We start from the raw sequence: 10,209 nt of genomic DNA, 5'->3' as shown, positions 1-10,209 counted from the left end.
TTCCTGCCGAACGGTGCTGCCTCGAAGGCCGGGCTCAACCGCAGCATTCTTGACGCGGGTTGGGGGGTGTTCCTGGGCATCCTCGCGCAGAAGGCCGAAAGCGCCGCTCGTGTACTGATCCCGGTGGACCCCCGCAGCACCTCCCGCACCTGCCCCGAATGCGGGCACGTGGACGGCGAGAACCGCGACGGCGAAAAGTTCCAGTGCACCGCCTGTGACCACCGCGACCACGCGGACCGGGTAGGCGCCTGGAACGTCGTACTCAGGGCCGGGCTGGTCCTTCCCGACGTGGCCTGAGCCACCGACAGGAGAAGCCCCCGGATTTATCCGGGGGAGGAGTCACGCCTTTGAGCTCGACAAGGAGACCCGCGTCTACGAGTCATCCGGTACGTTCCACGACCGGCTCAAGCTCTCCGTCCCCTTCGACATCGACATCGATCTCGCGGAGATCGACAACCTCTGATCCGCAAGGCACGTGAAGTCTCTGGTCAGTTGGGGTGGTCGGCGCTACCTTCCGCCCCATGACCGAGACTCCGGCCGAGGCATTCGCACCCGCACCTGCCCCTGTCCCCGTCGAGCGGCTCCACTTCGCCATGCCGCCCGTCCACGAGTCCCCTGCCGACGAGCGGGCCCACCGCAAGCAGCGGATCGCCGGGGCGCTGCGCCTCTTCGCGCGCTTCGGGTACGAGGAGGGCGTCGCCGGGCACATCACCGCCCGGGACCCGGAGTTCCCGGACTGCTACTGGGTCAACCCCTTCGGTGAGCCGTTCGCGTCCATGACCGCGAGCGCGCTGATCCTGGTCAACGGTGACGGGCAGGTCGTGGAGGGCGCCCGGCACGTCAACCAGGCCGCGTTCGCGGTGCACGCCGAGGTCCACCGGGCCAGGCCCGAGACCGTCGCCGTCGCGCACACCCACTCCGTGCACGGCCGTGCCCTCGCCGCGCTCGGCGAGCCGCTCGACCCGATCACCCAGGAGGCCTGTGCCTTCTACGAGAACCACGCGCTGTACGACGCGTACACGGGCGTGGCCGTGGACGCGGACGAGGGCCGGCGCATCGCCGCCGCGCTGGGCGGGCACAAGGGCATCATCCTGCGCAACCACGGGCTGCTCACGGTCGGCGACTCGGTGGACGCGGCAGCCTGGTGGTTCATCGCCATGGAGCGCTGCGCGCAGGTGCAGCTGGCGGCGCGGGCGGCCGGCAAGCCGGTGCTGATCGAGCACAGGGACGCCGTCGCCACCCGCGAACAGCTCGGCAGTGACCTCGTCGGGTGGATCAACTACCAGCCGCTGTGGCGGCAGATCGCCGCCGCAGAGCCCGAACTCATGTCGTAGTACGTCAATTTGATCGTGAGGCAATCACCCTCGCGCCGCCTTGCCGGTGCGTGCACGAGCCCGCCCGTACGGCACAATTCCTTGGCATTGCAGGGTCGTTGGTCGAATCTGAAGGGTGCGTCGCCGTGGCGGTGCAAGAGGCGGGACAGGGCGTGCACGGCGGTGGCTGCACCTGCGGCGACTGCCCGCACGGCGCGCGCGAGGGACACAGGCAGGCGGTCGCCGAGTTCGGGGCCCGACGGGACGAGCTCGCCACGGGGCGGGGACTTCCCGTCCAACTGGCGTACTCCGAAGGCGCGTCCCGGCAGTGGATCTCGGACGAGCTGACCGAGTCGGCTCGCGCGGTCGCCGAGCGCAGCCGCGCGGCGGGCGAGGCCTGGCTCATCCGGGTCTGGCGGCGCACCCTCGTCGTCCTGTGGGGCTGGGTCGCCCTGCTGTTCCTGGCCCAGGCCGTGACCGCGATCGGCCCCGGCTGGACCGTGTCGCGCACCGCGGGGCTGGCGGCCGCGGCCTGTCTTGCCGGACTGCTCACCGCCGGGGCCCGGCTGCACCGCGCGCACGGCGGACTGCTCGCCCCGCTCGTCGGCGAGGACAACCGGCTGTCGACGTCGCGGGCGGTCGCCGCCGCGTGGGTGCTCTGCGCCGTGTACTCCGTGCTGTTCCTGGCCTTCCGCCTGGCCGTCTCCGCCCCCGTCTCCGCCCCCGTGGGGCTCGGTCTCCGCCGGGCGGCCGCCCTGTTGACCCTCGTCGGGGTCAGCTGCCTGATCGCCGTCGTCGTACGCCGCGTCGTCACCGTACGGATCCTCACCCAGCGCCTCCAGAAGGTGCAGGCGGACCGGCCGCACCCCGCCGATCTGCTGTGCGACGACAACGGACGCGGCAGCTTCACGGACGCGCAGTACGTCCTCATCAGCGCCGCCGCCCTCACCTACGCCGTGGTCCTGCTCACCCGCCGCCCGGACGAGCTGCCCCACCTCTCCTGGGGGCTCGCCGTCCTCGTCCTCGTCTCCGCCGCCGTCTATCTCGCCGGGAAGTACGCCGAGGGCGGCCGGCCCGTCGTGCTCTCCGTCATCCGCGCCCGCGAGCCCGGCGGTCTGGACGGTCCCATCCGCACGGGCGACGACATCGAGATCCGCGGCGCCGGTTTCGTGCCCCCGGGCGCGGGCTCCCCGGACCGGCTGGCCCGCATGTCGGTCCGCATCGGCCACGTCCACGTCCATGTCCCGCTGGTCCCCGTCCCGGGCGGCTTCACCAACCCCACGGACACGAGCGTCGTGGTGCCGGTCCCGGTCGAGGTGGAGCCGGGGCGGGTCGATGTGCAGGTGGTGACGGCGGCCGGTGCGGAGTCGAACCGGATGACGATCGACGTCACGGACTGAACGTCCGCGGACTGAAGCGTCACGGACGAAGCGTCACGGATTGAAACGTCCCTCACCGAGGGTCACCGACTGAGCCATACGGTCCTCACCCGCGTAGTCATATGTATGGGGCGTGGGGAGAATCGTCCCAGCCGGAGGAATCGCGGAGGCGACGATGACGCATGTGGACCGGACGACGGCGATGTACGGGACGACGATCGGTGGACGGCACGGCGGCGGAGGTGGCTGGAAGGAGACCGCGCAGCGGTACGCGCTGCTGCCGCTGCGGATCTTCCTCGGGGTCACCTTCATCTATGCGGGGCTCGACAAGCTCACCGACAGCGCGTTCATGGCGGCGAGCGGCACCGGGTCCGTCGGGGAGCTCATGAAGGCGGTGCGGGACACGTCGGCGATCCCCGGGCTGGTGGATCTCGCGCTGAAGAACCCGGAAGGGTTCGGTTACGCCATCGCCCTGGGTGAGCTGGCCGTCGGTATCGGCACCCTCGTCGGGCTGCTGGCGCGGCTCGCCGCGCTGGGCGGGGCGCTGATCTCGCTGAGCCTGTGGCTGACCGTGAGCTGGGCGACCGAGCCGTACTACTACGGGAACGACCTGATCTATCTGATGGCCTGGCTGCCGCTGGTGCTGGCCGGGGCGTCGGTGCTCTCGGTCGACGCGGCCTTCGCGGAGCGGCGCCGGCGGATCCGGTAGTGCACGAAGGCCACGGCGCCGGCGAGGAACAGCCCGTCGAAGACGATGACGAGGGCGGCGAACCACTGCGTCTGCCAGGCGCCCGTGGCATCGCCGAGGAACAGCGCGGCGGCCGCCAGCGCCGCCGCGCCCGCGATCAGCCGCGCCGGCCGGAACTCATGAAGCAGCACGGGTGACCTCCACCTGTCCGAATCCGACCTCGAGGTCGAGTGCCAGTGTGCCCGCCGGTTGCGTGCCCTTGGGCGGGGTGAGCGTACGGGTGCGCTCCTGGGCCGGGGAGACGTCCACGTCGTTCGGCGGGTCGCCGGGGAGCCGGACCTCGCCGAGCCCCGCCGCGGCGGTGACCTTCACCGTCGCGTTCTTCGGCACGATCACATGGATCCGTCCCACGCCGAGCTGGACCTGGGTGCTCACCGTGCGGTCGGCGGGGACCGCGACCCGGGCGAGATCGAGCGTCGCGACGCCCGTGCCCAGCTCGTAGCGCGGCTCCACCGCCGCGACCGTGACCGGCTGCCACTCGGTCCGCACCCACTCCGTGCTGATGTCCTTGGGCAGCGCCGCGGCACCCGTCAGCAGCAGGGCGGTGAGCATGGTCATCAGGATCGTGCCGAAGCCCGTACGTCCCAGGAAGCTGCTCACCACCAGGCCGAGGCCGAACACCGCCAGCGCACAGGCGAACCCGAACTGCAGGCTCGTACCGAGCGGATGGGTGCTCCAGGACAGCCCGGTGCCGAGGCCGCCCGCCACCAGGGCGAGAAACAGGACGAGACCGCCGATGGATCGCGGCCCGCGCGGACGGGGAGCGGCGGGGCCGGCCCACGGCGTGCCGCTCCGGTCCTCGGTGCGACGCGGCGACAGCCCTTCGGTCACCGCGGCGTCGGGCGGGCCCCACAGATAACCGGTGGCCACCGGGCCGGTGGTGCCGTCCTTGACGATCGGGTCACGCCACCAGGACGGACTGCCGGGCGTCGGCGGCGCCTTGGCCTCCGGCGGTGCCTCCGCCACCGCGTGCGCGGTCGCCGGGTCGAGCGGGCCGCCCTCGGGCGTGACCATCGTGCGCCGCTGCGACCAGACGGCGGCGCCCGTCACGGCCAGCGCCAGCAGCGCCGAGAACGCGAGCGTGCCGCCGTTGCCCAGCATCGACAGGAAGAGGCCGCAGCCGAGCAGGGCCATCAGCACGGCCGCCAGCGCCGCGCCGTCGACGCGGCCCGACAGTGCGCGCCGCGCCTCGTTCTCCTCCTCGCCGGCGAGGGGGATGAGCAGCCAGGCGAAGCCGTAGAAGATCAGGCCGATACCGCCGGTCACCGAGAGCACACCGACGACGATCCGGAAGATCACCGGGTCGATGTCGCAGTACCGGCCGAGACCCCCGCACACACCGGCGACCAGCTTCTGCCGAGGCGCCCGGCGCAGCTGGGCGGGCGCGGGCGGCTGCTCCTGCGGTGGCTGGGGCGGCACGGCGGTCGGCTGAGTCATGACTCCATGGTGACGGCGCGCGACCCCGGGTGGCAGCCGCCCCGACCCTGGCCCGTCCCTGATATTCCTCCCCGGGTCCCCCTGAGGTTCAGGGGCGGTCTCAGGGACGGCCCTGATGCCCGGGCCCTTATGGACGTGTGACGATCGAGGCATGCCCGTCGCCGCCGCCCGCCTCCCCGAGACCGAAGAGCCACCCGTCCGCAAGCTGTACCGAAGCGCCGACGGGCGGTGGCTCGGCGGTGTCGCGCGCGGCCTCGCCGGACATCTCGGGCTCCCCGTCGTCTGGGTCCGGCTCGTCTTCCTGGGCCTCTTCATGGCGGACGGGCTCGGCGTGCTGCTGTACGCGGTGTTCTGGATCGTCGTCCCGCTCGGCGTCGGCGGCAGGTCGGCCGGGCCGAAGCCCGTCTTCGAGACGACCCCGGACGGCCGGCGGCGGCTGCGCAAACCCGACAAGGGCCAGCTCTTCGCGCTGTTCGCGCTGCTGATCGGCGCGGTCGTCTTCGTCGGCAACGTCGACACGGGCAGTGCCGACCGCTATGTGTGGCCGCTGCTGCTGATAGGCGCCGGTGTCGTCCTGGTGTGGCGGCAGGCCGACAACGCCCGCCGCGCCCAGTGGACCGGCGACGGCAGGCGCCGCCGCCTGCTGCAGCTCGCGCGCGGTCTCGCGGGCGTCGCCCTGGTCGGCATGGGCCTGACCGTCTTCGTGGTCGTCCGCGGCTCCGCCGCCCAGCTCGGCAATGTCCTGACCGCGGCCCTCGCCGTGATCGCCGGCATCGGGCTGCTCGCCGGCCCCTGGCTGGTGCGCATGACCCAGGACCTCTCCGAGGAGCGCCTGATGCGCATCCGCGCCCAGGAGCGGGCCGAGGTCGCCGCCCACGTCCACGACTCCGTGCTGCACACCCTCACGCTGATCCAGCGCAGCGCGGACGACGCGGGCGAGGTGCGCAGACTCGCCCGCGCCCAGGAGCGGGAGCTGCGCAACTGGCTGTACAAGCCGGAGGGCACCGGCAAGGAGGAGGACGAGGAGCCCACCACGCTCGCCGACGCGGTGAAGAAGGCGGCCGCCGAGGTCGAGGACAAGCACGGGGTCCCGCTGGAGGTCGTGGTCGTCGGCGACTGCCCGCTCGACGAGAAGCTGACCGCACAGATGCAGGCCGCGCGCGAGGCGATGGTGAACGCCGCGAAGTACGGTGGCGAGGGCGGTCCGGTCCAGGTGTACGCGGAGGTCGAGGGCCGTACCGTATTCGTCTCCGTACGGGACCGGGGGCCCGGATTCGACCCGGACGCGGTACCGGAGGACCGGATGGGCGTACGAGAATCGATCATCGGGCGCATGCAGCGCAATGGCGGGACGGCGCGGCTGCGTTCCGTGCCCGGCGAGGGCACGGAAGTGGAGCTCGAGATGGAGCGGGAGAGGGAGAGGGCGGACGGATGACCGAGCAGACCGACGCAAACGAAGGGACCACGGAGCGTCGCGTACGGGTCGTGCTCGTCGACGACCACCGGATGTTCCGCGCGGGCGTGCAGGCCGAGATCGGCCGCACGGAGACCACGGGCGTCGAGGTGGTCGGCGAGGCCGCCGACGTCGACCAGGCGGTCACGGTGATCACGGCGACCCGCCCCGAGGTCGTGCTCCTCGACGTCCACCTCCCGGGCGGCGGCGGGGTGGAGGTACTGCGCCGCTGCGCGAGCCTGATGGCGGCGGCGGAGCGCCCGGTGCGGTTCCTGGCGCTGTCGGTGTCGGACGCCGCGGAGGACGTGATCGGCGTGATCCGCGGCGGCGCGCGCGGCTACGTCACCAAGACGATCACCGGCACCGATCTCGTCGACTCGATCTTCCGGGTCCAGGACGGGGACGCGGTGTTCTCGCCGCGGCTGGCGGGCTTCGTGCTGGACGCGTTCGCGTCGACGGACGCCCCTCCGGTCGACGAGGACCTGGACCGGCTCACCCAGCGGGAGCGGGAGGTGCTGCGGCTGATCGCGCGCGGATACGCGTACAAGGAGATCGCCAAGCAGCTCTTCATCTCCGTGAAGACGGTGGAGTCGCATGTCTCGGCGGTGCTGCGGAAGCTGCAGCTGTCGAACCGGCACGAGCTGACGAGGTGGGCGACGGCGCGCCGGCTCGTCTGACGGCGCGGGCCTGTCCGACGGCGCGGGCCTGTCCGAGGGCGCGGGGCGGCGGGCGCATCTGACGCCCATCCGACGGCCATGTGTGATCCAACCGGTACACAAGGGTGGCAACCCGGACGGTCCCCGTCTCCTCTAACCGGTCGTGATGAGCTTGACCGGGACCCCGTTCTTCGTGACCGCGATCGTGCTGGCCGTGGTCGCCGTACTGCTGCCGCTGGCCCTGTGGAGCCGGGTGCGCGGACCCGCCCTCGTGCGGGGCGGCGCCCGGCTGCTGATGGTCGGATTCGCACAGGTCACCGCACTGCTCGTGGTCTTCGTGGCCGTGAACAACAGCAACGGCCTGTACGGCAGTTGGGAGGATCTCCTCGGCACCGGGGACCATGTGGCGGCCGCGGCCGATCTCGGCCGGGACGGTATGGGCGGGGTGCGGTTCGCCGATCTGCCGGCGTCGAGGCAGACCTTCAGGCCCGCGGACGACCCGAACGTGGGGCCGGATGTGCGGGTCACGGAGTTCGACGGGCATGTCTCGGGAGTGCGCGGCGAGGTCCATGTGTGGCTGCCGCCGCAGTACGACGACCCCGCTTACCGGAACACGAAGTTCCCCGTGGTCGAGCTGCTGCCCGGCTACCCCGGCTCGTCCCGGGCCTGGTTCACCTCGCTCCGGGTGCACGAGCAGCTGAAGCCCCTGATGGAGCGGGGCGAGGTCGCGCCGTTCATCCTCGTGTCCCCGCGCACCACGCTGCTCGGCGGCGGCCTGGACACCGGTTGCGCGAACGCCCCGGGGAAGATCAACGCGGACAGCTGGCTCAGCGTCGACGTCCGCAAGATGGTCATGGACAGCCTCCGCGCCTCGCAGCGGCCCGGCGGCTGGGCCGTCGCCGGCTACTCGGCGGGTGGCCACTGCGCGGCGAAACTCGCCGTCGCCCACCCGGACCGCTACCGGGCCGGAGTGAGCTTGTCCGGCTACAACGACCCGGCCGCCGAGAAGGCCTCCATCGCCGCCTACGACCCCGAACTGCGCCGCGCCAACAACCCCCTGACCCTCCTGGAGTCCGCCCCGGTCCCCCCGCGGACCGCGCTCTACGTCTCCGGAGCGAGGGGCGACGGCTTCGAGGCGGGCCTCGCGCTCCGCGCCGCGGCCAAGCCGCCGACGAAGGTCGATGTCATCGAGGTCGGCGGCGCCCATGACACCGAAGGGTGGAGGCTCCAGATCCCGGACGTCTTCCGCTGGCTGACCCGTCAGATCGGCGTCGAAGGGGGTCCGACGGCGTCGGCCGCGGCGCGCTGACGGCACGTGGCCGGGCCGGGCGGAGCCGGCCGTCGGGGCACGGCGGGGCCTGGTCGGCTCCGTGGGGGCCTGCCGGTCCTAGGCCACCCGGGTCGCGCCCGCGAACGGCATCTGGTCGATCGGTGCGATCCGGACCGGCGTGCCCGGCCGCGGGGCGTGGATCATCTGCCCGCCCCCGATGTACAGCCCCACGTGCGAGATGCCGGAGTAGAAGAAGACCAGGTCCCCGGGCGCGAGCTGGGAGCGGGGGACGCTGAGGCCCGCGTTGATCTGCGTGTACGTCGTGCGGGGGAGCGAGACGCCCGCCGAGCGCCAGGCGGCCTGCGTGAGCCCCGAGCAGTCGTACGAGCTGGGCCCGGTCGCCCCCCAGACGTACGGCTTGCCGAGCGCCCCGTACGCGTACGCCACGGCCTGCGCCGCACGGGAGTTGGGGGCGGCGGCCGGGGAGCCGGGGACGACGGGTGCGGTGCGGGCGGCGTCGCGGTCGGCCCGGGACGCCGGGTTCCCGTCCTGGCCGGCATAGGCGGCCCGCTGATCGGGGGTGAGCTGCGCCAGGAGCTTCTGGGCCGCGGCGAGCTTCGTGCGTATCGTCGCCCGGTGGCGGGCCAGCTCGGCCTGCCGGGTCTTCAGCGCGGCCAGCCGCTCGCCCGCCTCCGCACGCAGCTGGTCCAACTCCCGCGCCTGCTTCTGGATCCCCGCGATCGTGGCGGCCTGCCGCGCCCCGGCCCGCTCGGCCAGCTCCGCCCCGGCCAGATACGTGTCGGGGTCGGCGGAGAGCGCGAGCTGTACGGACGGGTCGAGCCCGCCCGCGCGGTACTGCGCGGTGGCGATCGAACCGAGCGCGTTCCGGGAGGAGTTGAGCCGCTCCGTGCGCCGCGCCGCCTCGTCCCGCAGGTCGTCCAGCGACTCCCGGGCCCGGTGGGCGGCCTCCTTCGCGCCGTTGTACTTCTCGGTGGCCGCCTCGGCCTCCTGGAACAGCTTGTCGGCCTCGGCCTTCAGCTGCTCGGGCGTGGGCCGGGGGTCCGCAAGCCCGGAGCCTTCGAAAGCGGTGGCGGACGCGGCACCGGCCAGCGCGAGCGTGAGGGCGGTACGGGCGGCAGAGCCGCCGAGGGTGCGCTGCTTGGGCTTGCGGTGCGCTGCCACGAGGGCCAGTCCTTCCGGAGTCCGCCAGGTCATGCCGTACGGGTCCGGCGGCGGGCCGCACAGGGGAAGCGGTCCACCGCCGGATCCATCGGCGTGGTGGCCGGAGTGCCGCCCGGATGCGCGGCGGCGGTGGGGAGTCGGTCACCTGGGGGAGGACGCTAAACCTCCGGCGCGCCGAGCAGTGGTGCCATGACCGTTATTGGCGGGAGTCGGACCGCCGGGGTCGCTTTCGGACCGTACGGCTAGGCTCCGGTGATATGGACGTACTCATCAATGTCTTCGTCGCCCTGCACATCATCGGCATCGCGTCGCTGCTCGGTGGCTTCCTGACCCAGATGAAGGCGATGGGCGAGGGAACGGCACGCTTCACGCCCGCGATGCTGCACGGCGCCCTGTTGATGCTGGTCACGGGCGTGGCACTGGTGGGGCTGAACCAGGCGGACGACCAGCCGGTCAACAACCTCAAGATCGGCGTCAAGCTGGCGGTGCTGGTGGTGATCCTCGCGCTGGTCTACGTCAAGCGGGACGAGGAGAAGGTGGGGAAGGGCGTGTTCGCCACGGTGGGCGGCCTGACGGTGGCGAACATCTTCATCGCGACGCTGTGGACGTGATCGGGCCGGGGGTCCGGGGGGTGTCCCCCGGGTAGGCACAGCATCGCGACGCTGTGGACGTGACCGGGCCGGGGGTCCGGGGGGTGTCCCCCGGGTAGGCACAGCATCGCGACGCTGTGGACGTGACCGGGCCGGTCGCATGACCACTCACGCCGCAACG

General features: G+C 72.5%; 11 protein-coding genes. 8 read left to right on the top strand and 3 right to left on the bottom strand.

The window, feature by feature from the left end; translation table 11 throughout:
- From ACFV9O_RS26640 to ACFV9O_RS26625, 4 genes are all read left to right on the top strand, one after another.
- A partial coding sequence (locus ACFV9O_RS26640) for a zinc ribbon domain-containing protein (protein ID WP_385422002.1) occupies positions 1-297 on the top strand: 297 nt, incomplete at its 5' end.
- A 224-nt stretch (positions 298-521) separates the two neighbouring features.
- Entirely contained in the window at positions 522-1,334 is an 813-nt protein-coding gene (locus tag ACFV9O_RS26635) for a class II aldolase/adducin family protein (protein WP_385421999.1), read from the top strand.
- 125 nt (positions 1,335-1,459) lie between these two features.
- Positions 1,460-2,713 carry a hypothetical protein gene (locus ACFV9O_RS26630; RefSeq protein ID WP_385421996.1) on the top strand — a complete coding sequence of 418 codons (1,254 nt, stop codon included), beginning with the start codon at positions 1,460-1,462 and terminating at the stop codon, positions 2,711-2,713.
- Positions 2,714-2,867: 154 nt separating this feature from the next.
- Positions 2,868-3,401 (top strand): DoxX family protein, encoded by a 534-nt coding sequence (locus ACFV9O_RS26625; RefSeq protein ID WP_385421994.1) that lies wholly within the window; start codon positions 2,868-2,870, stop codon positions 3,399-3,401.
- On the opposite strand, the gene ACFV9O_RS26620 is transcribed toward ACFV9O_RS26625, so the two are convergent.
- Positions 3,308-3,571 (bottom strand): hypothetical protein, encoded by a 264-nt coding sequence (locus tag ACFV9O_RS26620; protein WP_385421991.1) that lies wholly within the window; start codon positions 3,569-3,571, stop codon positions 3,308-3,310. The two genes, ACFV9O_RS26625 and ACFV9O_RS26620, sit on opposite strands and share 94 nt — an antisense overlap.
- A complete protein-coding gene (locus ACFV9O_RS26615) occupies positions 3,558-4,877 on the bottom strand; it encodes a PspC domain-containing protein (protein ID WP_385421988.1) in 1,320 nt (439 codons plus the stop codon). Before ACFV9O_RS26615 ends, ACFV9O_RS26620 begins: the two co-directional genes overlap by 14 nt.
- A 151-nt stretch (positions 4,878-5,028) precedes the next feature.
- Between ACFV9O_RS26615 and ACFV9O_RS26610 the strand changes: the two genes are divergently transcribed.
- The 3 genes from ACFV9O_RS26610 to ACFV9O_RS26600 all read left to right on the top strand — a co-directional run bounded on the left by ACFV9O_RS26610 (position 5,029) and on the right by ACFV9O_RS26600 (position 8,295).
- On the top strand, positions 5,029-6,312 hold the full coding sequence (locus tag ACFV9O_RS26610; protein ID WP_385421985.1) for a PspC domain-containing protein: 1,284 nt from the start codon (positions 5,029-5,031) through the stop codon (positions 6,310-6,312).
- Positions 6,309-7,007, top strand: a complete 699-nt coding sequence (locus ACFV9O_RS26605) for a LuxR C-terminal-related transcriptional regulator (RefSeq protein ID WP_385421982.1) — start codon at positions 6,309-6,311, stop codon at positions 7,005-7,007. The genes ACFV9O_RS26610 and ACFV9O_RS26605 overlap by 4 nt, the downstream gene beginning before the upstream one ends.
- A gap of 145 nt (positions 7,008-7,152) precedes the next feature.
- The gene (locus ACFV9O_RS26600; RefSeq protein WP_385421979.1) at positions 7,153-8,295 is read left to right on the top strand and encodes an alpha/beta hydrolase; all 1,143 of its coding nucleotides are present in this window, start codon (positions 7,153-7,155) and stop codon (positions 8,293-8,295) included.
- A 78-nt stretch (positions 8,296-8,373) separates the two neighbouring features.
- On the opposite strand, the gene ACFV9O_RS26595 is transcribed toward ACFV9O_RS26600, so the two are convergent.
- Entirely contained in the window at positions 8,374-9,438 is a 1,065-nt protein-coding gene (locus ACFV9O_RS26595; RefSeq protein ID WP_385421977.1) for an NlpC/P60 family protein, read from the bottom strand.
- Between the two features lie 257 nt (positions 9,439-9,695).
- Here ACFV9O_RS26595 and ACFV9O_RS26590 point away from each other — a divergent pair, with 257 nt between their 5' ends.
- Positions 9,696-10,049, top strand: coding sequence for a hypothetical protein (locus ACFV9O_RS26590; RefSeq protein WP_385421975.1), 354 nt, complete (start codon positions 9,696-9,698; stop codon positions 10,047-10,049).
- Positions 10,050-10,209 lie beyond the last annotated feature (160 nt).

The organism is Streptomyces sp. NPDC059909, from assembly GCF_042730885.1.
In the GTDB taxonomy this organism is placed as follows: Bacteria; Actinomycetota; Actinomycetes; order Streptomycetales; family Streptomycetaceae; genus Streptomyces.
The sequence above is the reverse complement of the archived record's forward strand: the minus strand, read 5'-3'. Positions and strand labels throughout refer to the sequence as shown.